This is a genomic window from Acerihabitans sp. TG2, assembly GCF_035013185.1.
Classification (GTDB): domain Bacteria; phylum Pseudomonadota; class Gammaproteobacteria; order Enterobacterales; family Enterobacteriaceae; genus Acerihabitans.
Map to the genome: position 1 here is coordinate 186,861 of NZ_JAYGJO010000005.1, position 26,285 is coordinate 213,145.

General features: G+C 44.0%; 23 protein-coding genes. 12 read left to right on the plus strand and 11 right to left on the minus strand.

From position 1 onward, the window contains the following. Positions 1 to 74: 74 nt before the first annotated feature. Together SJI19_RS06620 and SJI19_RS06625 are read left to right on the plus strand one after the other, a co-directional pair. Positions 75 to 992: a glycyl-radical enzyme activating protein gene (locus tag SJI19_RS06620; protein WP_323477476.1), complete on the plus strand. Its 918-nt coding sequence runs from the start codon at positions 75 to 77 to the stop codon at positions 990 to 992. Between the two features lie 166 nt (positions 993 to 1,158). Then, positions 1,159 to 1,995 (plus strand): MIP/aquaporin family protein, encoded by an 837-nt coding sequence (locus SJI19_RS06625; RefSeq protein WP_323477477.1) that lies wholly within the window; start codon positions 1,159 to 1,161, stop codon positions 1,993 to 1,995. Between the two features lie 344 nt (positions 1,996 to 2,339). Here the strand turns inward: SJI19_RS06625 and SJI19_RS06630 are convergent, their stop codons facing one another. The 5 genes from SJI19_RS06630 to SJI19_RS06650 form a co-directional block, all read right to left on the minus strand. Next, on the minus strand, positions 2,340 to 3,098 hold the full coding sequence (locus tag SJI19_RS06630; protein ID WP_323477478.1) for a BMC domain-containing protein: 759 nt from the start codon (positions 3,096 to 3,098) through the stop codon (positions 2,340 to 2,342). Between the two features lie 81 nt (positions 3,099 to 3,179). Further along, positions 3,180 to 4,277, minus strand: a complete 1,098-nt coding sequence (gene metK / locus SJI19_RS06635) for a methionine adenosyltransferase (RefSeq protein ID WP_416347519.1) — start codon at positions 4,275 to 4,277, stop codon at positions 3,180 to 3,182. 200 nt (positions 4,278 to 4,477) lie between these two features. Beyond that, complete coding sequence (locus tag SJI19_RS06640; protein WP_323477480.1) at positions 4,478 to 5,524, minus strand: response regulator transcription factor; 1,047 nt, start codon at positions 5,522 to 5,524, stop codon at positions 4,478 to 4,480. A 3-nt stretch (positions 5,525 to 5,527) separates the two neighbouring features. Continuing rightward, positions 5,528 to 6,772, minus strand: coding sequence for a PocR ligand-binding domain-containing protein (locus tag SJI19_RS06645; protein WP_323477481.1), 1,245 nt, complete (start codon positions 6,770 to 6,772; stop codon positions 5,528 to 5,530). A gap of 524 nt (positions 6,773 to 7,296) precedes the next feature. After that, on the minus strand, positions 7,297 to 7,656 hold the full coding sequence (locus SJI19_RS06650) for a DUF305 domain-containing protein (RefSeq protein ID WP_323477482.1): 360 nt from the start codon (positions 7,654 to 7,656) through the stop codon (positions 7,297 to 7,299). Positions 7,657 to 8,105: 449 nt separating this feature from the next. Here SJI19_RS06650 and SJI19_RS06655 point away from each other — a divergent pair, with 449 nt between their 5' ends. Further along, on the plus strand, positions 8,106 to 8,927 hold the full coding sequence (locus tag SJI19_RS06655) for an alpha/beta hydrolase (RefSeq protein ID WP_323477540.1): 822 nt from the start codon (positions 8,106 to 8,108) through the stop codon (positions 8,925 to 8,927). A 143-nt stretch (positions 8,928 to 9,070) separates the two neighbouring features. Here the strand turns inward: SJI19_RS06655 and SJI19_RS06660 are convergent, their stop codons facing one another. Then, complete coding sequence (locus SJI19_RS06660) at positions 9,071 to 9,196, minus strand: hypothetical protein (RefSeq protein WP_323477483.1); 126 nt, start codon at positions 9,194 to 9,196, stop codon at positions 9,071 to 9,073. Positions 9,197 to 9,479: 283 nt separating this feature from the next. Here SJI19_RS06660 and SJI19_RS06665 point away from each other — a divergent pair, with 283 nt between their 5' ends. Next, entirely contained in the window at positions 9,480 to 10,577 is a 1,098-nt protein-coding gene (locus SJI19_RS06665) for an MBL fold metallo-hydrolase (RefSeq protein ID WP_416347520.1), read from the plus strand. Here the strand turns inward: SJI19_RS06665 and SJI19_RS06670 are convergent. Next, a complete protein-coding gene (locus SJI19_RS06670; RefSeq protein WP_323477485.1) occupies positions 10,546 to 10,815 on the minus strand; it encodes a hypothetical protein in 270 nt (89 codons plus the stop codon). The two genes, SJI19_RS06665 and SJI19_RS06670, sit on opposite strands and share 32 nt — an antisense overlap. 42 nt (positions 10,816 to 10,857) lie before the next feature. Here SJI19_RS06670 and SJI19_RS06675 point away from each other — a divergent pair, with 42 nt between their 5' ends. The 7 genes from SJI19_RS06675 to SJI19_RS06705 all read left to right on the plus strand — a co-directional run bounded on the left by SJI19_RS06675 (position 10,858) and on the right by SJI19_RS06705 (position 18,345). Continuing rightward, complete coding sequence (locus SJI19_RS06675) at positions 10,858 to 11,421, plus strand: PTS transporter subunit EIIC (RefSeq protein WP_323477541.1); 564 nt, start codon at positions 10,858 to 10,860, stop codon at positions 11,419 to 11,421. A gap of 475 nt (positions 11,422 to 11,896) precedes the next feature. Further along, positions 11,897 to 13,219, plus strand: a complete 1,323-nt coding sequence (locus SJI19_RS06680; RefSeq protein WP_323477486.1) for a 6-phospho-beta-glucosidase — start codon at positions 11,897 to 11,899, stop codon at positions 13,217 to 13,219. Between the two features lie 334 nt (positions 13,220 to 13,553). Continuing rightward, positions 13,554 to 14,897, plus strand: coding sequence for a PTS cellobiose transporter subunit IIC (gene celB, locus SJI19_RS06685; RefSeq protein ID WP_323477487.1), 1,344 nt, complete (start codon positions 13,554 to 13,556; stop codon positions 14,895 to 14,897). Positions 14,898 to 14,923: 26 nt separating this feature from the next. Then, positions 14,924 to 15,229 (plus strand): PTS sugar transporter subunit IIB, encoded by a 306-nt coding sequence (locus SJI19_RS06690; protein ID WP_323477488.1) that lies wholly within the window; start codon positions 14,924 to 14,926, stop codon positions 15,227 to 15,229. Between the two features lie 220 nt (positions 15,230 to 15,449). Further along, complete coding sequence (locus SJI19_RS06695) at positions 15,450 to 16,622, plus strand: mandelate racemase/muconate lactonizing enzyme family protein (protein ID WP_323477489.1); 1,173 nt, start codon at positions 15,450 to 15,452, stop codon at positions 16,620 to 16,622. 153 nt (positions 16,623 to 16,775) lie between these two features. Beyond that, positions 16,776 to 17,096: a PTS lactose/cellobiose transporter subunit IIA gene (locus tag SJI19_RS06700; RefSeq protein WP_323477542.1), complete on the plus strand. Its 321-nt coding sequence runs from the start codon at positions 16,776 to 16,778 to the stop codon at positions 17,094 to 17,096. Between the two features lie 319 nt (positions 17,097 to 17,415). Beyond that, a complete protein-coding gene (locus tag SJI19_RS06705) occupies positions 17,416 to 18,345 on the plus strand; it encodes a LysR substrate-binding domain-containing protein (protein WP_323477490.1) in 930 nt (309 codons plus the stop codon). Between the two features lie 167 nt (positions 18,346 to 18,512). On the opposite strand, the gene SJI19_RS06710 is transcribed toward SJI19_RS06705, so the two are convergent. From SJI19_RS06710 to SJI19_RS06720, 3 genes are read right to left on the minus strand one after another with little or no spacing between them, the layout of a single operon-like run. Further along, on the minus strand, positions 18,513 to 19,949 hold the full coding sequence (locus SJI19_RS06710) for an efflux transporter outer membrane subunit (protein ID WP_323477491.1): 1,437 nt from the start codon (positions 19,947 to 19,949) through the stop codon (positions 18,513 to 18,515). Beyond that, a complete protein-coding gene (locus SJI19_RS06715) occupies positions 19,936 to 23,106 on the minus strand; it encodes an efflux RND transporter permease subunit (protein WP_323477492.1) in 3,171 nt (1,056 codons plus the stop codon). Before SJI19_RS06715 ends, SJI19_RS06710 begins: the two co-directional genes overlap by 14 nt. A 1-nt stretch (position 23,107) precedes the next feature. Continuing rightward, a complete protein-coding gene (locus SJI19_RS06720; RefSeq protein ID WP_323477493.1) occupies positions 23,108 to 24,283 on the minus strand; it encodes an efflux RND transporter periplasmic adaptor subunit in 1,176 nt (391 codons plus the stop codon). 101 nt (positions 24,284 to 24,384) lie between these two features. On the opposite strand from SJI19_RS06720, the gene SJI19_RS06725 reads away from it, so the two are divergent. Then, complete coding sequence (locus SJI19_RS06725; RefSeq protein WP_323477494.1) at positions 24,385 to 24,996, plus strand: helix-turn-helix domain-containing protein; 612 nt, start codon at positions 24,385 to 24,387, stop codon at positions 24,994 to 24,996. A 245-nt stretch (positions 24,997 to 25,241) separates the two neighbouring features. Here SJI19_RS06725 and SJI19_RS06730 read toward each other — a convergent pair whose 3' ends face one another. Next, entirely contained in the window at positions 25,242 to 25,994 is a 753-nt protein-coding gene (locus SJI19_RS06730) for a MipA/OmpV family protein (protein WP_323477495.1), read from the minus strand. Positions 25,995 to 26,285 lie beyond the last annotated feature (291 nt).

Below are 26,285 nucleotides of genomic sequence, written 5' to 3' on the forward strand. Positions count from 1 at the left end.
TATATCGTAAATATCTTTCTGATAATCTACTTCCATGATGAAAATTTTCTGGTGCATTTATTACGAGTAATGCTATGAATACTGTCCAGTATGATACAGAAGGCGTGTTATTTAATATTCAGCGCTATTCTTTGCACGATGGTCCTGGTATCCGTACGATTCCTTTTTTTAAAGGCTGCCCGCTGGCCTGTAAATGGTGTAGTAATCCAGAATCACAGCGACCCGAGCCCGAATTAATCTACAAAAAAAATGAGTGTATACACTGTGGCAAATGTGTGGAAATTTGTCCTCAGCACGCGCTGTCGGTTAATAATCCATACTTTATTGACCGTGAACGCTGCATAGGATGTGGTAAATGCATCAGCGTTTGTCCAACCCAGGCGTTGGAGATGAAAGGCAAACGTATGACGGTGCGTGACGTGGTGCGAGAACTGCAAAAGGAGGAAAACCTTTATCGTCGTTCCGGTGGCGGTATTACTCTTTCTGGCGGTGAACCCTTGGCGCAGCCTGAATTCGCGCGTGAATTGTTGAAAGCGTGTAAAGAGAAAGGATGGCATACCGCTATCGAGACCACGGGTTTCACTTCAAAAGAGGTGATTGAAGATGTTTTTCCTTATGTTGATCTTGCACTGACAGATATTAAAGCCATTAACCCCTCAGTGCATAAGAGCAATACGGGCGGTGATAACCGTAAAATCCTCGAGAACTTAATCCGTATTTCATGTATCACTAAGGTTATTGTCCGCATTCCAGTCATCCCTGGTGTGAATGATAATCCTGAAGAGATTCGTAACATAGGTGAGTTTGCTCGTTTGATGTCAAATGTTAATACAATACATCTGTTACCTTATCATTCCTTTGGAGAAAATAAATATCAACTCCTTGGGCGTAAATACCCAATGGGTGATGCCTCGACAATGAGTGATAGTAAGATGAGTACATTAAAAAATGAAATTGAATCGTTAGGGTTCAATTGCCAAATAGGTGGATGAAAATTATCACAAGGCGTAAGTATTTTTGATACTGCACTGCGTTTATGCCTGTATCGAGAAGAATATTTATCGGAGCCATTCTGTAACTGTAATTTTCATTACACATTTTTAAAATTCTTACTTCTGTCCATCATACAGCGGTAAGCAATATGTATAGGAAAACGCTATGACTGACACGCTTAAATCAGTAACAGGGCCATGCATTGCAGAATTTCTCGGCACCGGATTATTTATGTTCTTTGGTACAAGCGTTTTGTGTGCAGCTAAGGTGGCGGGCGCCAGTTTCGGCTTGTGGGAAATATGTGTGGTATGGGGATTGGGGATCGCCCTGGCTGTCTATTTGACGGCGGGAATTTCCGGCGCACACCTTAATCCGGCGGTCACTATCGCCTTATGCATGTTCGCTAATTTTAATGCAAAAAAGGTTGTGCCGTATATTTTGGCCCAAACGGCCGGTGCGTTTTTTGGTGCAGCGCTGACCTATTTGCTCTATCACAATATGTTTGATATCTACGAACAAGCACATCAGATGGTGCGTGGCAGTCAAGCGAGCCTGTATTTAGCCAGTATTTTTTCAACGTATCCCGCGGCGAGTATCAGCGTGGGTTTGGCGGCATTCGTGGAAATCGTTATTACATCAATACTCGTTGGACTGATTATGGCGTTGACCGATGATGGTAATGGTGTGCCTAAAGGTCCGTTGGCACCGTTGCTTATTGGTATCCTGGTCGCTGTCATTGGTGCTGCAACCGCGCCGCTAACGGGATTTGCCATGAACCCTGCTCGCGATTTCGGTCCGAAATTATTTACTTATCTTGCCGGCTGGGGCGATATGGCAATGACGGGCGGCAGGGACATACCCTATTTTATCGTACCGATTGTGGCACCGGTTATCGGCGGTATCCTTGGGGCAGCCATTTATCGTTATTGCATAGATCACCATTTGCCTCGTTCTATTCACCCGTCCGCTACAGACGTGGTTTCTTCGGGTCCGAGCAATTAATCACGCATCGCCGAGATCATCCATCACGGTTTATGTTTGCCGTGGTGGATTTTTGCGTTAAGTATGATTCGTTTGTGCCATTAGCCATAAAAAAACATGCCATTCAATGGATGGCATGAGTTTGATGACAACGTCGTGCTTGCGGGCATGATGGACAAGATCGTAAAGACGCCGTAAATCCGTCCATGGAGGCTCGTGCGCGCCATCCCTGGCGCGCTACGCTTTACTTTTCTTACCCATCATACCCCCCGCTAACGCGTGTGCACGTTTGTCAGCAGTCTGATGCCATTCAATGGGTGGCATGTTTAGCCAGTGACCGGCACCCGTTACGGTGGAACGGCTATTTATTTGCGTCTTTTTTTAGGCGCGACAGCCGGGACGTCGGCTACTATGTCGGTCTGGGCGGCAGGGTGATCTGTAGGCGCTTCAGCTACTGTAGGGGCCTGGTCGGCAGGGTGATCTGCAGGTGTTTCAGCTACCGTAGGGGCCTGGTCGGCAGGGTGATCTGCAGGTGTTTCAGCTACCGTAGGCGCCTGGCCGGCAGGGTGATCTGTAGAGGCTTCAGCTACCTTGGGGACTTGGACTGTGGGTTGAGTTGTAGAGGTGTTAGCTATTGGCTCGGGCTCATTAACAGATTGGGTGTCTGCCTGTATAGCATGATCAGTGCGTTGGGTCATGTTCTCCCTGCTATCCATACATGATGATGGCGCGTTGTTTTCGATAATGGCCACAGGTATCTTTTGGCCAATAGGGTGTTCTGGCGTTGGCGTTGGCGTTGGCGTTGGCGTTGGTGTTTGCTGTTCGGGTACGGTGATTCCTACGGTGTCGGCAGAATAGACTATTCCCTCAATACCTTCCGCCGTGCGGGCAATGACTTTATGTGCATAAACATGCCCGACTCTACTGGCGGCGCTAACGGCGGCGGAGATGGCGGCATTGATTGCGCCCACTTCTCCCTCAAATTTGACCGTAACCATACCTCCGCCTTTTGCTAATTCATAACCCACCAGATTGACGTTGGCGGACTTGAGTGCAGCATCTGCGGCTTCCACTGCCGCAACCAACCCGACGGTTTCAATCAGACCTAAACTTTGCCTGGACATAACCTTCTCCTGTATATTTATTCATCATGTGTAGCGCGATAGTCGGGTTGTGCATGGGTGGGCCTGCTTGCTTGCAAAGCCTTAACGACCAGCGTCTTCACGCAATAACGCCGCTTTATCCGTCATTTCCCAGGGAAAAATCCCCCGACCAAAATGCCCATAGCAGGCCGTTTTACGATAACGAGGCACCAGAAGATCCAGCATCTGAATAATGCCGAAAACACTGAGATCAAAATGGTGATTGATCAGTTGTTGTAGTTTTGCCGACGACATTTTACCGCTACCAAAAGTATTCACTCGCAGCGAGACCGGATGAGAAATGCCGATTGCCCATGCCAGTTGCACCTCGCAGCGTGTCGCTAGCCCCGCGGCGACAATATTCTTCGCCACGTATCGCGCCGCATAGGCAGCCGAACGGTCAACCTTTGACGGATCCTTACCGGAGAATGCACCACCACCATGGCGGGCGGCACCACCATAAGTATCCACCATGATCTTTCTCCCCGTCAGGCCACAATCTCCTGCTGGCCCGCCGATCACAAATTGCCCGGCAGGATTAATGAGAAACTGGGTATCCGGTGTTAGCCAACTGGCAGGGAATACGGGTTTGATAATGTCTTCAATGACCGCTTCTCGTAACATCGCCAGGGAAATTTCAGGACTATGTTGCGTGGAGACAACAATCACATCGGCACACTGAACGTTATTTTCGTGGTAACGCAGCGTCACCTGGCTTTTAGCATCGGGCAATAAGAAAGGCAAACGCCGGGTTTTGCGTAATAAGGACTGACGTTCCATCAGTCGGTGCGCATACATCAACGGTGCAGGCATATATTCCGGCGTTTCACTGCAGGCATAACCGAAGGTGATACCCTGATCACCGGCACCCAGTAACTGGGGGGATGTTCCGCAAATGCCCCGCGCGATATCTTCAGACTGTTTGCCAAGGAGATTAAGCACCCCACACGTCTGCGCATCAAAACCCGTTCGGGAATGGTCGTAACCAATGTCTTTAATTGTGCTGCGAATAATATGCTCAATATCAACAGCAGCTTGTGAGGAAATTTCGCCGGCAACAATAGCAATGCCGGTTTTAAGCATGCATTCACATGCCACTTTTGCCCAAGGGTCCTGTAATAGCACTGCATCCAGAATAGCATCCGCAATCTGGTCAGCCATTTTATCCGGATGCCCTTCAGCAACTGATTCAGAAGTAAACAGATAATCGTCCACATCATCACCGAGTGTCTGGATGGTTTATTACTATTGTAGTGATAAACCTAAATTATGAAGTGAACTATCTTGCTAGCATGGTGGATTTTTTTGTTTTCTTTTCGGCGGTTATAACAAAATTAAAACAGCCGTAGTGAGTTGTGCTGTTAACTGTGTTCTAGTGAACCCATTTTGCGATAATCGGATGGAGCCATTCCGGTTTCTTTCTTGAAAATACGACAAAAATAGTTTGCATCTTGGTAAGACAACTCTAAAGCAATGGTATTTACCTTAAGATCACTAAATTGCAATAGCGATTTTGCAATACTGATTTTTCGATTGGATATGTAATTCGAAAAGCCAATGCCGGTGATTTTTTTAAATGCACGGCTCAGATAACATGGACTGACAAATGATTTTGCAGCAATATCATCGAGTGTCAGATTTTTGAGAATATTTTCTTCAATATGAAATTTAGCGCGATCAACAAAATCCATAGTAACACTGCAATTTTTGGCTGTATGTTCAAACACCCCAACGCTTATGCTGAGCATCGCCAGCATCATACGATAGTAGGAATGTGCCGAAAGGCCATGCATTTTGATATCCTGAATGAGTAAACCGTTTTTTATATGCAAATGAGCACACTTATCGCCTTTGCTAGCAATAGCTTGATTGAATATTTCAAGAAAATCAGTTATTTTTTTGTGTTGGCCAATCTGACGTTCCTGACTTGCATCATCCAGAATGTTAAACATATAGTCATGCCATTGCGGATAATCGCACCTGTCGATTAATGAGAATATTTTTTTCTTCATTTCTCTGGACTGAGTATTATCATCCTCATTGTACTCTAGTGTTTTCTTAATGGTATCCAAAAGAATGCTTTGTTTCACGGGTTTTAAAAGATATTCATCAACCTTTAACGTAATCATATTTCGGGCAAGATCAAAATCATCGTTTGCGGTGGTGACGATGATTTTTGTTTTGGTATTTTTTGTTCTTAGATATTCAATAACCTGACTACCGTTTGGTAAGGGTATATTGATATCCACAAAGATCATATCAATCTTATTAAGTTGATCAATTAGCTGAATGGCTTTTTTACCCGTGGATGCTTCATAGATAATTGAATTATCGACGCAATTAGATATAATTCTACGCAAAGCCTCAGACTCAATATGTTCATCTTCAACAATAACAATATTATACATGATCTATCTCCAGCTTATCGCAGTTTCTAGCATTGGAAATCGTAGTTTGATAGTTGTTCCCATATTGGGTTTATACGGGCTCATGATTTCCAGGCCATAACTATCACCAAATAATAATTGGAGTCTATTTTTTATATTATTTATACCGATTCCTCCTTTTTTCCTATTTTCGTCACCCGACAAAATTTGTTCAATATCCTGCTTGGAAATACCATCACCATTATCTGTGACTTCAATAATAACGTCACGTTCATCGTCAGTTGCTCTGATCAGAAGGTGACTACTGGTTTCGCGTGGCTCAACAACATAGTTGAAAAAATTCTCAACGAGAGGTTGTAATGTGAGAAATGGGCACACTACGTTGAAATATTTTTCTGGAATATCACAATGATAATCAAATCTATCATTCATTCTCATTTTTTGTATTGACATATAGCTATTGACGTAATTCATCTCATTCTGTAATGTAATTAGGCCATTGTGATTTTTCTTCAATAAATAACGCATCATGTCGGAAAAATCATGCACCATTGTTTCCGTGCGTTGCGCATCTTCTAAGAATGCCAGCCGTCCAATAGTGTTTAATACATTAAATAGGAAGTGAGGGTTAATCTGATATGACAGCGCTTTTAATTCTGCTTCGTGTAATGAACGTTCTATTTCAACCCGTTTTCTGAGTTCATCGGTTAACTCAAGATCTTTTTTGTGGAGTTCTCTTTGAATATTATTTGCATGTGCCTGCTCAACTAAATAAGAGGCAACATGCAACAATGTATATGCTGTAGATTCGAATCGATCATAGGGCATACGTTTGGTATTTTGATGTAAATCAATTAGCCAAGGGTTTTCTTCCCATATTTTTTCATTATCAAGTATGTAGGGTATTTCCAGCTCTTTTTCGTTCTCTACCTTGACCTGACCAGAGATAAATGCCCCCAAGTAATGATTGTCAATCATAATGGGTACAGCGAATTCGACAAAACCACAATAGCATCGATAAACCACAGGCTTACTTGCCTGCATCGCTGCACGACCTCCTGCATTATCACTTTCATAACAATGATGTGCGAGCTCTGAATTGAGGCGGGATCGCGCACAAAAGTCTGAGAATCCGCTTGGTTTTGTGACCGGGACACCATCACCATCCACCACGACCAACGCAATCATCATTGACTTACTAAAATTATCCTGCAGTGTCTGAAGTCTTTTGACATCAAGAAATTCATGTAGATAATATTTATTATTCACTTTAGACACCCGCAGATTTAACAAACAAAACCTATATATGGAAATATATACTGTTTATCAAAAAAAAATATTGAAACGGATCACAGCAGCAGAAGTATTGGTGTTAATAGCCTGTTGCTTAAAAAGTCTTAATGTTAACTTTAGGTAAAAATTTGCAAGGTAGACAATAAAATAATTTATTCAAAAATAAGTGTGATTTTCGTAATATAAATTAGTTTATAACTTAATTTGTTATATAAGTATTTAATGTGATTTAATTGATTTATTAATTCAGTAGTGATTGCAATAAATGTTTTTTGGGCGATATGTCTCTGACACTTCAATTTATTCTCGGAGCATAGAATGACCTATTTATGGGCAAAAAAAACAAGTCAGTGGGGGTGTTAACCTGCGTTCAAAAAAGGACAAATTGACCCGAGGTAGGTAGGTGGCCAATGATGATCATCAGCACACCTAGCCTATAGTTTGATTAAAATAAATATATGGAGCCAAACCTGTTGGCAACGCAGTCCTACCGCCGCTTATTATTGTTGCCCGTGTTTTTTCACCCACATTTGCATCTGGTCTATCTCTGGCTGCTGAGCTTTGATGATATCTTTCGCCAGTTTTCTCATTTCGGGATCTTTGCCATATTTTAGCTCCGTTTTTGCCATGTCAATGGCACCTTGATGATGTGCGGTCATGCCTTTCGCAAAGGCGACATCAGGGTTGGATGACATCACTCCGGCCATCATATTGTCATGCATACTCTGCATGCCAGACATATACTCCTGAGTTGCTGGCGACATTGACCCCTGATTGCTCATTTGCGTATTTTGATCGGCAGCCAACGCTACCAGAGGAGACAGCAACGCTGCAGCGAACAACAACATTTTCTTATTCATTCTACTTCCTCTTTTTTTAGGTTTTCTGTTAATCAGTATTAGCGATATTCTCGTTTTCAACAAGTTCAATGGCGTGAGGGGTTAGGTCACCTAACCTATAAGACGTAGTGGTGTCGGCGGCGGTTAAATGAACCGGTGTTTTTCTTCCTACCTAACTGGACAGTGGGCTAAATGGGGGGTTAGCGACCGGGCAAAGCGATTATCTGTTGGTATCATTAACCTTTCGTATAACTGGTTTTTTTCAATTTCCTTAAACATAATCGTTTCAATTCACGCAGCGCTTAACCGCCACGTATTTGGTGCCCGATGGCTACCCGCCTGAACCGGACCGCTCTCGCGTTTTTGAAAGACCATTTGGATGGCGGCTCTTGATCCGTTCTCTGGTGGCGCCAGGTGTTGTCGGCCCGTCAGTCTTTATGTTTATTAAACAAATGACTAAGAGGTTTATTATGAGCACAATCAGAATGAACGACGGTACGCAGATGTATTTCAAAGATTGGGGAAAAGGAAAGCCGGTACTGTTCAGCCACGGCTGGCCGTTGGATGCCGATATGTGGGACAGCCAGCTAAACTTTCTGGCCGAACGTGGTTATCGTGCCATTGCGTTTGACCGTCGCGGGTTTGGCCGTTCAGAACAGCCGTGGACGGGTTATGACTATGACACTTTCGCATCGGACATAAATCAGCTTATTACGCATCTTGACCTACATGATGTCACACTGGTTGGTTTCTCTATGGGGGGAGGTGACGTGACCCGCTACATCAGCCTTTATGGCAGTGAGCGTGTCGCGGGCCTGGTTCTGTTAGGCGCTGTCACACCTATGTTTGGCAAGAGTGAAACAAACCCACATGGCGTGGATTTGTCCGTTTTTGAAGGCATTCGTGACGGATTGCGTAAGGATCGCGCCCAGTTCATCAGCGACTTCAACTCACCTTTTTATGGCATCAATGCCGGTCAGACCGTATCTGAAGGCGTACTAACCCAAACATTAAACATGGCTCTACTGGCATCACTGAAGAGTACTATTGATTGCGTGACAGCTTTTTCGGAAACGGACTTCCGTGCGGATATGCTGAAGATTGATGTGCCCACGCTGGTGATTCATGGCAGTAACGATCAAATAGTCCCCTGTGACGTCACCGGCAAAGTGGCCGCTGAAATGATCAGTAATGCCGAACTGAAGATCTATGACAATGCCCCTCACGGCTTTGCAGTAACGCATCAGGATCCGCTAAACGAGGATCTTTTGGCGTTTTTGCAGGCACACTAAGCCAATGAGTCAGTGCGGGGATCCACCGATTCCTGCACTGGCTCACCCAGCAGATGTCTCCCCCCGATAGCGTTTATCTCACCACTGCGTGTGCGTCAAATCTGGATAAGATCAGTGAGTTAATAAGATCAGTCTCTCTCACGTCAAATCCCCGGTTTATCGTCACTACGCTGGGTAGCAGACTCGACGACCATAGCCTCCACCGCACTGAACACCGCACCATCCAAGCTTAAATAAAAACGTATAAAATACTGTAACCAGATTGTCATGAAATAATTAGATACCTTTTTATGCGTGTTATTATGAATCTAACTCATGTATTACTCTCTACAGACGGTGAGTCAGCGTTCTAATAGGATAAAAATACACGATGAGCAACCGATGTGTAAAATAGGCTTAATAGTATCAACTCGAGGTGATCTTAAGAGGTTACTGGCGACGGTAGAAAAAATTGGCTGTTTCCATCAGGCACGGTGTCCGACAAAAAACTCTCCCTTTTCAAACGGCATAGGTTCCCTAGATATAGTGAAATAATGATTATTATCCTGCGGCATTATTCGGCTAATTTTTTTGATAACAGGTGATATGACTATGTTGATTTCTCCTTTTTTGCCTTCATTTGGCCGCCTTCCTGAAGGCACCCGGCTTGAACGTATTAATGCCTCGCCAAATTATGTCAATGGTGAATTTCGCAATCAACTTCCCACCACCACATTTTCTGATGGGGGAGATCGGGTGTCGGTTCTGTGGGATGTTATGTTTGGGGGGCGGGAAAGAGTCAAACCCACCCATACTTTACCCCAGGTTAAAACAGATATGAAAACACTGGACCCACATCGCGATAGGGTTCTCTGGTTAGGTCATTCATCTTATTACCTACAACTTGCCGGCCAGCGTATTCTTATTGACCCAATTTTTAGTTCGTACGCCGCACCGGTTTCTTTTTTAAATAAAGCGTTTTCCGGTGACTATGTTTTTTCTGCCGAAGACATGCCAGAGATCGATTACCTGATTATTTCTCATGATCATTGGGACCATCTGGATTATCCAACAATGACGGCGTTGCAATCAAAAATTAAGGCTGTCATTTGCCCTCTTGGCGTGGGGGCTCACCTGGAATATTGGGGAATAGCACCGGAAATTATCCGCGAGTTTGACTGGCACGAACATTGGACTGCCGGGCCTGATTTTACGGTTCATGTCCTCCCCTCCCGGCATTTTTCCGGCCGTGGACTAAAACGCAACCAGACGCTCTGGGCCAGTATTATGCTGGAAACCCCCAATCGCCGGATTTATTACAGCGGTGATAGTGGATATGGACCACATTTTGTCCAGATTGGGAATAGATTTGGGCAAATCGATCTGGCCATTATGGAAAACGGACAGTACAACAAACACTGGAATTTAATCCACATGATGCCGGAAGAAACGGTTCAGGCTACGATGGATCTGGGTGCCAAACGATTGCTACCGGCACATTCTGGCAGATTCTCCATGTCTAACCATGCGTGGGACGAGCCTTACAAACGCCTGTCTGCCGCAAGCCGGGGAAAATCATTTTTTCTTGATACGCCCAGGATAGGCGAAAGTGTTGATCTGGACACGCCCGGGCATCTGTTTACACCTTGGTGGGAAGCGCTCGGTCTATAGTTCGGCAATAGGGTTCGCTGGTAATGACGTCGATGCGCTTTAGCTGTGCGAAAACGCGCTCGACCAACGCGTGAATCGCCGCAACATCGGTGACGTCGAGTATGTCTGCCCTGAATGTGTCGGGATAACGTTTGACCCGATCGGCGACCTTGGCGGCATCGCGATCGTTGCCGACGTTGAGGTTAGCCGCCACATGCCCCTTTACCTGTGGGTCGCAACCACCGGGTGATACCAACATGCTGAGTGTAAGTCGCTCGCGGGTAGGGACGTCAATGCCGTTATTGGTGCGGTTCCCTTCATTATCGTTGGATCTTTTTTAGTTGTTATTGCGAATCCCCCATTTTCAAAGCATACCATCAATTTTTGGACTATTTTTGCGTCAAATTATCACGATGAAATTATGGCCCCCTATTATTACACCATGGGAATTATGACATTATGGATTGTCACTGGACTAGGTTATAACTTAGCCAGGAACTACAGGGATATTAATCCGTTTCTTGCCGGTCTTTTATCATTGTCAACATTCCTGATGGTATCAGCCCCAATCACCAACGGAGCATTATCCATGGCAAACATGGGAGGTGGTGGGATTTTCACAGCGATGGTCATCGGTATTGTTATACCAGAAATGATGCATTTCTTAATGAAAAACAAAATTGGATTAAAGTTACCACCACAGGTACCAGATAAAATCCGGCAGTCTTTCGATTTATTAATTCCAATAGCATTTGTTATTTTATTCATATATCCATTAAGTGTGTTTATTTATAAAAAGACGGGAATGCTGATCCCTGAGTTAATAATGGATGTATTCAAACCCAGTTTAAATAAAATCATTTAAGTTAAACAATAAAAAAGCATGCCGTTTCTTTTTTACATATGACGATATTTTTCTATTATATTAAACAATATGCTGTTTGATCATACGGCATAAAATGTAATGTCTTTTTGCGTTTTTAATGTTTATTTAACGACTTTCCATTAAATAATATAAGTCCGTGGTGGGCAATCGTTGTGCTAAAACAATAATATTGTAGACTGACAGAATAGAGGGTCGCTGAAAATATTGTAAATATAGGATAGCGGTATGTTTATTTCACGGTTGATCTATGTCGGTCAACCTGTTATTCCATTTTGCAGGCAGTTATATGTCATCGAACCACACGGCATAAAAAATGGTTAACAATATCAACATTGTTGGCAGTTAATGTGCTACACGCATTAAACAGTTTAATAGATAGAACCGTGTATTTAGTTTGTTTTGTTACATTATCTCCTGTCAAACTGACTTAGTTTATTCAACCGAGGAATATGACATGAAAAAACAATTAAAAATTGCAGTTATCGGAGGTGGTTCAAGCTACACCCCGGAGTTGATTGAAGGGCTGTTAAAGCGCAAGGATGAGTTACCCATTCGCGAACTGTGGCTAGTCGATATCGACGAGGGCCGAGAAAAGGTCAACATTATTGCGGAACTCTCTCGGCGTATGATCAAGAAAGCCGGTCTGAGCATCGATGTACAGGTCACTTTTGACCGCCGCCTGGCGTTGGAAAATGCCGATTTTGTCTGTTCACAGTTCCGGGCCGGGTGTCTTGAAGGTCGTATAAGAGATGAACGTATTGCACTCAAATACGGCATGATTGGCCAAGAAACAAATGGGCTAGGTGGGTTCGCTAACGCATGTCGTACCATCCCCATCGCATTAGACATCTGTAAAGACATGGAAAAGCTCTGTCCAGATGCTTGGTTGCTAAACTTTACGAACCCATCAGGTATCGTTACAGAGGCCATCCTTAAGCATACTAACGTGAAGGCAATTGGTTTGTGTAACGTGCCGGTTATCATGCAAAAAGGCATCGCAAAGCTACTGAACGTCCATGAACAAGACTTTATTATGCAAGTCGCTGGTCTTAATCACTTAATTTGGGCTCGCCAGATTTTACACAAAGGCGAGGACAAACTTAACGAGGTAGTACAAGAAATACTCAATGGAAGAGACTATCTTATCCCCAGCAACATTCCAAAGTTCGCTTGGCCAAGAGAGCTTATCGAGAATATGGGGATGATCCCTTGTGCATACCTTCGTTACTACTATATGAGTCAGGACATTATGCAGCAGGAACTGCATGAGGCTGGCGACGAAGGAACCCGTGGTGAAGTCGTGAAAGCCATGGAAAAACGGTTGTTTACGCTCTACAAAAATCCGGAGTTAGCAGAAAAGCCAAAAGAGCTGGAAAAACGTGGGGGTCAGTATTACTCGGAAGCTGCGTGCGAACTGATGGCTTCTATCTATAATGATAAACGAACCATAATGCATGTGAATACGCGTAACAACTGTACCATCACCGGCCTACCTGCTGATTGTGTGGTAGAAGTCAGTTCTGTGATCACTCAAAACGGTCCACTCCCACTGAACGTTGCGCCATTCCCTTCCGATACGCTACGTTTGATTCAATTGATGAAAGAATTTGAAACACTCACTGTGAGTGCTGCAGTTAATGGTAATCTGAATGATGCTAAGCGCGCGTTAATTCTTAACCCACTCGTTAATACAGGCAGTGTACTCGATGATGCACTGAAAGAAACCATAACAGAGAATCTAGATTTCATGCCGCAGTTTAAGTGGATGGTTGAATAGAGACTTGGAACTTAAATAATAAGTTCACCACCTATTTATGGCTGTTAATCCAATTCTATTGTGATTGGTTGAATACCAATAACGGTATATTTTAATTTATTCTCTATGCGAATCGTCCAGGCTGTTATCGAGATATTACCTCTTTACTTGAAAGAATAAAATAATAAAACTACTTATATATTTTTTAATGAAAATGGGAGGCAGATCATAGAATAGAATCGAGAAAAAAGACAGTATAAAGCATATGGAATTAAATAAAAAATAAAATATCGAAGGATATCACTATTTCTGTTTTATAAAAGATAAACGTCTTCCATAACTACGGTGTAACATTATGAATAAATTAACGGAATTTTTGGACAAGTATTTTGTTCCATATGCTGCAATAGTTGCAAATCAAAGACATCTACAAGCTATAAGAGATGGATTGGTGATGTCAATGTCATTAATTATAGTGGGTTCTATATTCTTAATCATTGCCAATCTGCCAGTCCCTGGTTATGCAGATTTTATGGCTTCAGTTTTTGGTAGTGGATGGAAGCAAGTTTTATCTTATCCGGTTTATGCAACCTTTGGCTTACTGGCTCTTTTTGTCAGTATAGGTGTTGCCTATAGATTGGCTGAGAAATATTCACTCGATGCCGTGGCAGCAGCCACTGCTTCGGTAGCATCATTTATGATAGTGTCTCCTTATCAAATACCCATTTTTGTGAAAGAGCTAAACAAAACAATAGATGTTTCTGGTATAAATCTCAATTATATGGGTGCAAAGGGAATGTTTGTTTCTATCCTTATGGCCATTTTATCTGTAGAAATAATGAGATTTTTTGTAAAAAAAGGCTTTGTTATAAAAATGCCTGATAGTGTACCACCGGCCGTATCAAAATCCTTTACCGCATTGATCCCACTGCTGTTTATAATAACATTTTCTTTAGTTTTAAGAGTGGGGTTTGAAAAAACACATTGGGGTGATTTACACAATTTAATACAAACGATAGTCTCAAAACCCTTATTATATGCTGGCGGTTCCTATTGGGGCGCTATGCTAACAACGTTGTTTATTAGCTTACTTTGGGCCGTCGGATTACATGGTTCAACGATAGTTCAAGCTGTGATGATGCCTATTTGGCTTACATTTATGGATCAAAATAGAATTGCTTTTGAAGCGGGAAAAGAATTGCCAAATATTGTCACGTTTGACTTTTTCTATTTCTCTACAAAAATGGGAGGAGCAGGTTCGACGTTGATGTTAGTCCTTTTTATGGCTTTTTTAGCAAAATCGAGACATCTAAAAGAAATTGGCAAATTGTCAATCGTTCCCGGTATATTTAACATAAATGAACCTGTTATATTTGGCGTACCAATGGTATTGAATCCATTGTTATTAATACCTTTCATTATCGCCCCGCTGGTCGCCACAACAACTGCCTATTTTTCTATGGCAACAGGTCTTGTTCCTAAACTCACGGGAGTAACTTTACCTTGGACTACACCTGTTGGGATATATGGGTTTCTCGCGACAAATGGGAGTTTTGCAGCGGTTATATTAACAGCGGTCAATTTATTAATTGTCGCAGTCATTTATTATCCATTTTTCAAAGTATTTGATGCCCAAAAATGTAAAGAAGAAATGCAAACAGAAGAATTAAATGAATTTTGTATAAAAGCAATAAAATAATCATAAAAACATGTGGAGAAAACAAAATGATAAAAATATTACTTTGTTGTGTGGCAGGAATGTCAACAAGCTTATTAGTTACTAAAATAAAGAAAGCGGCTGAAGCTGAAAATATTGAGTGTGAAGTATCTGCAGTCGCCATCGATCAGTTAAAATCAAATATAGAGGGTGTGAACGTTGTTTTGTTAGGCCCGCAAATTAAATACAAACTACCCGAAGTTAAAAAAATATGTGATGAAAAGAATATCCCGTGTGATGTAATAAACATGGTTGATTATGGGTTGATGAACGGAAAGAAAGTATTGGATTTCTGCATGAAAATGGCTAAATAAAATCATAGTAGAACGCGATCTTTACATTTGGGTGGAAATGAGACGCCTGTAAGCAGATTTCATCGTCTTTTATGTAACGTTAGTTTTTGTGCTCGAGATAACCCGATTCTCATCTCGATAGCTTGCTGAAGGCCAACTCATTTCCGCGATATCTGAATGTTGGTGTGGCGTGAATATATGCGATCGACATATTTAATTGATTTCTAAGGTAAAATTAAAGATGAAAATTACTGACATTGAAGTATTTTGTGCCGATTTTGATAAATCGGCACCTAATGAACCCATTTTTATAAAAATAAATACCGATGAGGGGATAAGTGGTTTTGGTGAAGCCGGCGTTGCTTATGGTAATGCGAAACTGGGTGCCATTGGACAAATTCAAGATTTTTCTAAGTTGATTATAGGAGAAGACCCCTTATGTATAGAAAAAATTTGGGATCATCTCTATCGAGATACCTTTTGGGGACAAGGCGGTGGGACCGTAATATTTTCAGCTATCAGTGCAATCGATATTGCGTTGTGGGATATAAAAGGCAAAGCATTAAATGCACCGGTTTATGAATTATTAGGTGGAAAAACACGTAATAAAATCAGGGCATATGCTAGCCAGATTCAATTTGGCTGGGATGCCGATTCAGCACCACTAGGTGGGACTGAGGAAATTGCAGCAGCCGCAAAAAAAGCCGTTGACGAAGGTTATACCGCCATTAAAGTAGATCCAATACAACGAGACCAACAGGGGAGAAAAATTTCCAGAAATGATGGGCTTTTGACATATGATAAATTAAAGTTATGTCGTGAAAGATTATTAGCCATCAGACAGGCTGTTGGGGATGATGTTGATATTATTTTGGAATTACATGCCAAGACTGATGTCAATTCAGCCCTTCAAATAAGTAAATTACTCGATGATTTAAATATTTATTATATGGAAGAAGCCTGTGGGTCACTAAACCCTCAACTGGTTAAATGTTTGAAAGAAAAAATAAATATTCCTTTGGCCGCCGGTGAGCGTATTTATACACGATACGGGTTTAAACCATTTTTAGAAAATAGGCTATTAGATATCATTCAACCAGATGTTGCTACGTGTGGTGGAATATCTGAGTGCAAGAAAATCTGTGATATGGCTAGAATATATGATGTTTTAGTTCAACCCCATATTTGTGGGGGGCCAATTTCTGCGGCAGCCGCAATACAAATAGAAGCAGTCATTCCTAATTTTTGCATTCATGAGCATCATGTGGGTAATTTAAGTCAGTTTACTAGAAATCTAGGTACTTATGATGACCAGCCTGTTGATGGTTATCTTACAGTGCCTAACCGTCCTGGAATAGGCCAGGAAATACCAAAAGAAATCATGAAAAAATGCAATATAATCAAAGTGAAGTAATTTTTAAATTTTTATAACGTCATACCGTTCCGTGCCATTGATGAGGGTTCACGCGGTCATGACCTTGATACCCAGGGTTTGTCACAGCTTGTTAGAAACGTTTTTTTGGTCAATTAGCTTCGGGAGATAAGTATGGAACTTGACACTATCAACATGAATTTTGAAGCAACCATAATGGAACTTATCATCAACGCAGGAGAATCGAAAAGCTGCGCCATGCAGGCTTTGGCCTGTGCTAAAAAAGGCGAATGGGATAAAATCGATAGCCTGTTGGAACAATCGAGTGAGGCCGCCAAACAGGCACACAAAGTGCAGACTGAATTTATCGGCATGGACGAAGGTAGCGGAAAACTGGCCATTAATCTGATCATGGTGCATGCCCAGGACCATATTATGACCGCCATGCTGGCACGCGAGCTGATTGAAGAGTTAATTGACATTCACCACCAACTTCATCAACTCCAGAACAGATAATTTTTTCATCTATTTTATTTATAGGTATTGTTTAACTAAAATGGCCGATTGTGAAGCGGTAAAATCGTGCCGAGGGTATAGTAGTATACCGCCATCGATGACTGTACCCGCTGCCGCGTTCTACGCGCTAAATTGATATATATTTAGTTACCTTACTGAGGCGCGGAATTTCACCAATCGATGGCTGTGGCTTTATAATGGTGGATATCCATACATGAGGTCTGGTGGCATAATGCAGACGCGAAAGCTTGCATTGAGAGTATAAATTCCACATGTGATTCCCGTTGAATATTGGGGGATTCACGAGGTAAACGCGCCAATGGAACACAAACAAAACTTACTTACATACTTGTATACATTTAGTGTGGTGGCTAAGTTTCTTAGCTTTACGTTAGCTGCAGAGGAGTTATGCCTGACACAAGGTGCCGTCAGCTATCGAATTAAAAAATTAGAGCAGGACTTGGGGTTTAAGCTTTTTGTGAGATTGACTCGAAAACTTGAGTTAACTCAAGAAGGCCGCCGTATTTTAACAACATTAACCCATTCACTGGATAGTGTCTTCTCGGAAATAGAAGATATTCGGTTCAATGAGCTACGCGGTGAGTTGTATATTGGCGTTGCACCCACATTCGCACATTTGTGGTTAGTTCCACGTTTACCTGACTTTCAACGGGTACACCCTCACCTTGATGTTAAAATCCGCGTGAAAGCAAGTAAGTTAGATTTTCAAAACCAACCTGTAGATTTGGCAATTTACTATGGTGATGTGAATCGCCATGCTGACTTCTATCATCACCGGCTATTTGATGAATATTTGATACCGGTTTGTACACCTGAGTATGCTGAGCGACTAGAATTTTTTAAGGACGAGTCGCGGTTGCATGAAGCGTGTTTTTTACACTGTACCGAGTCGCTGGAGTTTCTTTCTCCGCTGGCTGAATGGCAGCAGTGGCTAAAAAAGACGGATCGCGATATTCGTATCCTCAAACATAAATATGTTTTTAATCACGAAGAGCTAACGATGGTTGCCGCAAAACATTCAATGGGGATTGCGATGGGGCGTTATCATCTGATTAAGCCCTATTTGGATGGTGGCGAACTGGTCGCACCATTCGAACGTATACCCTCCGGGCTTGGTTATGATCTGATTTGCCCTAAAGGGCATGAGACCCGGTCAAGATTTCAAGCCTTTTCAACTTGGATTGAGAGATGTGTGGTTCAGAACACGTCGGCACGGGATTTGTTGTAAACCCCGTTCCCCACAGGCGACGGCCAAGACACTTATCGAATTCGATATGTTTATGAATGACGAACCCCAATGGCAGGCACCGGCCACACTCAAAAATAATGGTGCTTATAAAATGAATAGCACCATTACTCTTTTATGCCCTGAAAACCATAACCTTGCTGACTCGACTATTGATCGGCCGGTTTGTCCAATGATGTTCCCCCGCCCATCACTTTATATAGCGTGATCAAATTGACCAGGTAGGTTTCTTGAGTAGAAATCAGATTTTGCTGAGCACTATATAATGTCCTTTGCGCATCTAGGGCATTGAGGTACGTATCTACACCATTCCTATAACGCAAATCGGCCAAATGGTAATAGGATTCGGACGCGCTCACATAGGCTTTATGGGCGCTGAGCTGTTCCTGAATGGTACCGCGACGCGCTAATGCATCTGCAACCTCCTGGAACGCTGTTTGAACCGACTTCTCATAGGTGGCGACATAGAGCTCTTTCTGCGCTTTAGAATACTTCAATGCAGCGGTGTTATAGCCACCGGTAAACAGGGGTAAACTGATACTTGGCGAGAATGACCACAGCCCCGAACCATTTTTGAACAGCGAGGAGAGTTGTGAGCTCCCGACGCCGCCACTTGCGGTGAGTGAAATTGACGGGAAAAAATTGGCCCGTGCCGCACCAATACTGGCGTTAGTCGCTTTTAGATTATGCTCGGCTTCGAGTACATCAGGTCGATTCAACAGCACTGTTGACGAAATGTTTGCCGGTATATCCTTCATTATGCCATTGAGATGCTCAATATTTTGCGGCAAAAGTGCCTCTGGTACACTTTGACCAACAGCAAGATCCAGTGCATTTTTATCCTGGGCCACACTCGTGGTGTAGTTGGCAACATCGGCACGCGCAGATTGATATGTCGTTTCCGCAGAAGACACATCCACCATGGAGAGGATCCCATGATTGAAGTTGTTCTGTGTCACCTGAAGCGAATCCCTCGCACTTTCCATGGTTTGCTGTGCCGCGATAAGATTACTCTTATCCGCCGCCAGCGTTATCCAATAATCGACCACATTATAAATCACGGTGAGTTGGGTGCTTCTCGCCCCTTCTTGGGTTCCCAGGTAGGTCTCGAACTGTTCACGGGTCAAACTGCGGTTTTTGCCAAACAGATCCAGTTCAAATGAGCTGACATTGGCATCGGCCTCAGCGGAATTGCTTAGCGTGGTGTTGTTGCCCACCCCGGATAATGACCGCGAGCGGGTATTACTGATTTCTGCATTCACGGTAGGGAACAGGTTGGAACGCTCTTCGCCAAACTGTGCCTGCGCGGATTTCACATCCGCGATGGCCTCACGCAGATCCCGGCTGCTGTCCAGAGCCATCGCCACTACCTGCCGTAACCTGGCGTCAAGAATATAGTCGCGCCATGCCGTATCGGCCATATTCATCGAATGGGCCGTCTGGGGTGCATAAGCCGCGCCCTGGGGCATGCTGGCCGGCACCGGTGCCGTGGGCCGCTGATAGGTTGGATCCAATGAAATACACCCTGCCAATAATCCAGGCAACGATAGAATGAACAAACGTTTAATCACACTATTCTCCAGCATGAGTTGTGTCCTCTGACGTCACCTTTTTAGGCTGTGGCACACCTGGGAATACGCGACGGACTAATACAAAAAACAGGGGAACCAGGAAGACCGCGAAAACAGTCGCCGAGAGTGTTCCGCCGATAATTCCGGTACCAATTGCAATGCGGCTATTCGCGCCGGCGCCGGTGGAAATGGCTAACGGCAATACCCCTGCGGTAAAGGCCAGCGATGTCATCAAAATCGGGCGAAGCCTGAGTCTGGCGGCATTCATTGACGCGTCCAATAACGTTTGCCCTCGACGATAGTTTTCCTCTGCGAACTCCACGATGAGGATCGCGTTTTTTGACGACAAACCAACCACGGTCAATAACGCCACCTGGAAATAGATATCGTTTTCCAAGCCGCGTAAGGTAATGGCAAGTAACGCGCCGACAACGCCAAGCGGCACCACCATTAACACTGAAATAGGCACCGCCCAGCTTTCATATAACGCGGCCAGACACAGGAAAACCACAAGCAGCGATATGGCATACAACGACATTGCCTGCCCACTCGCCAGCTTTTCCTGATAGGACAAATCGGTCCATGAATACGTGCTTCCTGATGGCAATGTTTTGGCTAATGTTTCCATGGTATCCATCGCGGTACCGGAGCTGGTACCTGGAGCACCTTGTCCTTGTATTTCGTAGGATGACAACCCATTGTAACGAGAGAGCGCGTCAGAGCCGTAGACCCAGTGAGTCGACGCAAATGCAGAGAAGGGGGTCATTCTCGCCGAATTACTTGAACTGGCGTCCGAACTGTTGCGGACAAACCATTGACCAATATCTTCGGGCTTACTGCGATATTCGTTGTCACCCTGGATATAGACTTTTTTTACGCGGCCCCGGTCAATAAAATCATTCACATAGGTACCGCCGAACGCGCTGCTCAGTGTACTGTCAACATCGCTGACAGACAGCCCCAGCGATAGTGCTTTTTGATCATCGACGTCGACCTGCAACTGCGGTAAATCCGGCAGCGAGTTAGGGCGAACCGCCATCAGTGCAGAGTTTTGATTCGCTTTGCCTAGCAGCTGATTGCGCATGGTCAGTAAATCACTGCGGCTGGTGCCGGGTTGCGCCTGTAGCTCAAAGGTAAATCCGTTTGACTGCCCAAGGCCGCTGACCGACGGTGGTGTTAACACAAAGATTTGCGCATCGCGAATCTTCGCTAGGTTCTTGGTCGCCCGCAACGCAATGGCATCTGCACCGTTATTCTTACCTTTACGCAGACTCCAGTTTTTCAATGCAATAAATCCCACGCCCGCATTCTGCCCGTTTCCGGCGAAACTAAAGCCGTTTACCAGCATTTTGACACCAACATTGTCTTTTTCCTGAGTGCTAAAGTAATCTTCGATCTGTTGACGAACCTGGGCGGTTCTCTCATCCGATGCTCCTGGCGGTAACGTATATTGCACCATAATGTACCCTTGATCCTCCGTAGGTAAAAAACCGGAAGGTAAGCGCAGATACATCACACAGCACGCGACAATCAATAGGCCAAACAGCACTAAGTAACGAATCGGACCATGAATGACGTTACCGACCTTTGCCGAGTAACGGCGCTGTAAACTCGCATAACCCCGGTTGAACAGACCAAAAAAGCCCGTCTGTTTCTCGTGGTGTTTGGTCGGTTTTAGCAGCGTTGCGCACAGTGCAGGCGTCAGGGTCAATGCGACCAAGACCGAGAGCACCATGGCAGAAACGATGGTGATCGAAAACTGGCGGTAGATCACCCCGGTTGATCCGCTAAAAAATGCCATGGGCAAAAATACCGCCGACAACACCATGGCGATGCCCACCAGCGCGCCGGTAATTTCTTGCATGGATTTGGCCGTTGCCTCTTTTGGCGGCAGATGTTCCTCTCGCATCACGCGCTCGACGTTTTCTACCACCACGATAGCGTCATCGACCAGTAAGCCTATGGATAACACCATGCCAAACATCGTCAACGTATTGATGGAGTAACCACACGCAGAAAGAACGCCGAAGGTGCCGAGAAGGACCACCGGTACCGCAATAGCAGGGATAAGCGTCGCACGAATGTTTTGCAGAAACACAAACATCACAATAACCACGAAAACCACTGCTTCTAACAGCGTTTTGACGACTTCTTCGATGGAAATCTTAATGAACTCGGTGCTATCAAGAGGGTAGGCAACGGTGTAACCCACTGGCATGGATTTCTCGAAGTCGGCTACGCTCTGCTTAACACGCTCAGCGGTAGACAGGGCATTGGCACCTGGCGCCAGTTTGATGGCGATACCGCTGGCCGGATGCCCGTTAGCCAGTACGTTGGAGCTATACGTCTCCTGGCCCATCTCTACCCTTGCGACATCCTTTAAACGAACAATCGCGCCATCACTGTTGCTTTTAAGCACAATGTTTCTAAATTGCTCAGGGGTTTGCAAACGCGAACGGGCTTTGATCGTTGCCACCAGTTGCTGCCCTTCCTGGGATGGCTGGGCGCCTATCTGTCCGGCTGAAACTTGCGCATTTTGATTTTTCAATGCGGTCTCAACATCGGATGGCATCAGAAAATACGAGGCCAATTTGGCCGGGTCCAGCCAAATTCTCATGGCGTATTGCGCGCCGAACACCTGGACATCACCGACGCCATTAATACGCGAGAGGCTATCCTGCATGTTGCTGACCAGATAATCGCTCACGTCGGCTGAGGTGGACTTATCCGTTTTATCATAGAGACTCATCACCAGAAGAAAATCATTTTGGCTCTTTTTGACCGTCACACCTTGTGCGGTAACCTCACTCGGCAGACTGTTTTGTGCCTGTTGTACTTTGTTCTGTACTTGCACTTGAGCAATGTCTGGATCCGTTCCTTGCTTGAACGTCACCTTAATGCTGACTTGTCCGGTTGAGGCTGTGCTGGTCGATGAAAAGTAAAGCAGGCCATCCAGTCCGGTGAGCTGTTGCTCAATCACCTGCGTCACGCTGTTTTCCAGTGTTTCTGCTGAGGCCCCAGTATAGGTTGCGCTGATAGAAATTTGCGGCGGTGCAACGTCAGGATATTGCGCAATGGGTAAGTTGTTGATTGACATTACACCACACATTGAAATGACAATGGCGATGACCCAGGCAAAAATAGGACGAGTGATAAAAAATTGAGCAAGCATATTATTTTTTCACTCCAGGAGGCGTATCCGCAGCCGAACTCTCATTTTTCTCATCAAGAACGACGGCCTTTACTTGCATGCCTGGCTGAATTTTTGAGGTGCCTTCCACAATAAGTTTATCCCCCTCATTAAGCCCTTTACTGATCAGCCAGTCGCTTCCAATCACACGCTCGGTCGTGACGACACGCTGCTCAACTTTATTATCCTTGTCGACGACGTAGGCGATAGCATTGCCTTTTACATCACGCGATATCCCTTTCTGCGATGCTAAAACACCGTGTGTGTCAACACCATCATCCACCGTTGCCCGCACATACATGCCCGGTAAAAGTGTGTTTTCAGGATTAGGGACTACCGCACGTAAGGTCACCGAGCCTGTGGACTCATCAACGGAAACTTCAGTCAGTTCGAGTCTCCCCTGTGGGGCATAAGTCGTCCCATCTTCTAGTGTGATCGTGACCGGAATATCGCCTTTCAGCTGGGTATTCTTACGCTGTTTCCTGAGTTTTAATAACTCTGTGCTGGATTGCGTCAGATCAACATAAATCGGATCCAGCGTCCTGATAGTGGCCAACGCATCCGTTTGGCTGGCCGTGACCAACGCGCCTGGGGTAACGGAGGAGATGCCGATACGGCCCGAGATAGGCGCCCGGACCTTGGTGTAATTTAGATTGATTTGTGCGCTTTCAAGTGCAGCTTTGTATTGGGCGACAGACGCAACATCTTGCAGGTAGGTTGCTTTTGCATCGTCGGCATCCTGTTTTGATACACCTTTTTCTTTGACCAGTTCGGCATACCGATCGGCTTTGAGTTTGCTGGACACTACCGTTGCCTGGGCATTTTTTAGCTGCGCGAGCGCCTGGTCATAACTGGCCTGGTAAGTCGCAGGATCTATTTGATATAGAACTTGCCCGGCTTTGACCTCTGCCCCCTCGGTGAATAGGCGTTGCTTGATAATCCCATCGACCTGAGGGCGGACATCGGATGTCATGGTGCTGGTCACCCGACCGGTTAACTCACTGGTTAATGTCACGGGTTGCGTATGAATCAACTTTACCGCCACCTCGAGTGGTGTATTTGATCCCGTAGCAGGAGGATCCGAATCCCACTTGCATCCAGTCACACTCGCGGTAAGTAACAGTACACTTAAAAGGGGGCAGATGATTTTTTTTGTCATGGAATGAACGCTCAATCTCAAAATTTGACGTATTATGGATGTATAAAAATTATGTTAGCAAGACCATTTTCACTAAAATTACACTAGGGAAACGTAATGTTATGAATACATCAGAAAAGGCCAAAGATGAGAAAGTTAACCTGCGAAGGTTACAAATTTTAGTTGCCGCCAGAAAATGCATTATTCAGCATGGCTTCCATGCAACAACAATGTCTCAAATATCTGATTTATCTGGGCTTAGCGTTGGTGTTATTTATCGTTATTTTTCTAATAAAGAAGAACTGATAAATGAAATTGTAAAAGAAATTGTCAATAAACGCTTGAAAATGATTACAGCCTTGAACATTGATCTTATAGAAATGTCCGACATGTTGACCGATAGACTTGGCATGCAAAGGCTGGATAGCGACTTTGTAACAGATAACATTCTGATGTTTGAGGTGCTGGCCGAAGTCCGTAGAAATGAACATGTTGCGGCTATCTTTAAGGACGCTGATGTAAGAATGTCCGATGTATTATTATCCAAATTTATGGCTTTTCAGCCAAAGAAAAATCTCGATATTGTTAAGGCTCAGGTCGAGATAATGATGGAGCTGTTTTATGGGAGTGATATTCGCAGTTTTGTTAAAAGAGAAATGAATGACGAAAGATTACGAGAACTTCATGATGATGTTTTGTCCTCTTTATTTAAAGTAAAAATAAAAAGAAAATAATCAACCAGTTAAGAATAAATGTCATCAAAGCAAATAACATCCCGCCTGGCGCCATTCACACCAGACGGAATGTCAATTCTCGCCGATGGCCCAGTAGGGCTGGCGGGGGGGAATTATTACCCCACCAGTCCAAGGGGTATGGACGATTTCTTGATTGCCTTGGCTGTCGTTCATGTATTCGTACGGAAATCACGCCCTGTCAGTCAAACTCCACATCAAATACGAAATAATATTCAATATGTTACTTAGAATGAGTAATTTATACCTATGCCTAATGAACTAACACCTGATTTATCAACCATAGGACTGTTTTTCACTTGACTGGAGAGGACACTATAACGTGCACTGATAGAGGCTTTCCAGTCAGTTGCAAAGGGGTAATCCAGTGACATTTGTACGTAAGGAGATATGCTGTCATTGGGATCATAGGCGTTCAATCCACTACGCAACGATTCGCTCTGACTGATACCATAGTAATATTCATTTTGCTTTTTACTGCTCCATAACACACCTACACCAGGAGTGAACTCAAATTTATTCCATTCGAAACGATAGCTATAACCTACGTCACTGGTCATTCCATTGCTATCACCCGACGTGTCTCTCATGACATCGGCATGGATAACCCCCCAAATATCGCGATGGATATATGACATACCCGCCATGATGGTTGATTTACGTTTGTTGAGTTTTTTTAACTGGCTATCATCGGTATCACCGGATTTAAACCCCATAGGTGAATATTCACCTATAACATTAAATTCATTATGATCATCCTTGTATAGGTGAATGCCAGCACCTAAACCATGGATGAAAAAATACTGAGAGTCGTAATTAATGAAAGGTAGAGGGGAGGCTTTAGTATTTGCACCCTTGTAAGGACTGGTTTTAATGCCGACTGCAGCCCCAAGCGATAAATCATCAGCTGCAGCATTTTGTATCAACCCCAGCGACAAGAGCACGGCGAGAGGAGTATAATTTTTATCAAATTTAGTCATTTTTTAATCCAAAATTTTATTGGAACTATTTGTAACTTATCGCCAAGAATGTAATCATGCCACTCTGCATAAGCCACATTTATCGACGACCCCGTTGGGGGACATGAGGTGCCTTGGCGCATTCTCCGCAGCGAGTCTCTGATAAGTATGAATCAATGAAATACATTCTGAAAATAGGCTAAGTAGCGTTATAACAATCGGTCGTTTAAGTACATAAATTTTATATAAAATCATTCCACTTTAACTTTTTCTTCCTCTGAAAAAGAGGCAAGTTGATGATGCCACCAATCT